Origin of the sequence: Mesorhizobium sp. M1399 (genome assembly GCF_040317735.1) — a bacterium.
In the GTDB taxonomy this organism is placed as follows: Bacteria; Pseudomonadota; Alphaproteobacteria; order Rhizobiales; family Rhizobiaceae; genus Mesorhizobium.
Window position 1 is genome coordinate 1 of the sequence record NZ_JAMYKZ010000083.1, and the last position, 592, is coordinate 592.

At 63.5% G+C, this 592-nt stretch carries 1 protein-coding gene and 1 pseudogene; both read right to left on the reverse strand.

All coding sequences use genetic code 11. The annotated features are described in order from the left end of the window. Window positions 1-208: pseudogene (locus NKH05_RS33025) on the reverse strand (recombinase family protein); the annotation flags it as partial. Further along, a partial coding sequence (locus NKH05_RS33030; protein WP_353017978.1) for a hypothetical protein occupies window positions 205-592 on the reverse strand: 388 nt, incomplete at its 5' end. The pseudogene NKH05_RS33025 and the gene NKH05_RS33030, both read right to left, overlap by 4 nt.

Below are 592 nucleotides of genomic sequence, written 5' to 3' on the forward strand. Positions count from 1 at the left end.
GCTCCACAGCCCCGCTTGCGGTTCGTCCCAGATCCTCGTCGATCACCTCTACTTTGCGGAATCCCCAGCGCCGCGCGACGTCGACAAGCTCATATTGCCGACGCTGGCTCTCAAGGTTGAGCTGGACCTGCGCCTGAGTGGACTGACGCACATAGACGACGGCCTTGCGCTTGAGGACGGCAGTCGGAATCAGATTACCGCTCGTCATCGCAGCTCTCCTCCTCCGTTGCCACGCCGGCGGCGGCCATCAGTACGTTGGCGAGCCGGGCGATCACTATGGTCCGTTGCGCTGAACTCAGCCCGTTCAGCTTCTGCGAGTCGAGCGGCAAGCTGAGTTGGCGAACGACCACCAGAGATCGTGTCGGGGGTGGCAGGGTTCTCATGTTGCGCCTCCGCGATGGTGAAACTATCCGAAGAGCCTCGCCGGAAACGGCGTTCGATCAAGAGCTTGTGCAGCTCAAGCAGCGCGGCAAGCGATACGCGCGGGGGGCCCAGGTCCATCGCCGCGCAAGCCACGGGATCGATCATCCAGGCCGGAGCGGTAATGACATGCCCGGGCGCGACGACGAGATGAATGATCCGGCCGTTGGCG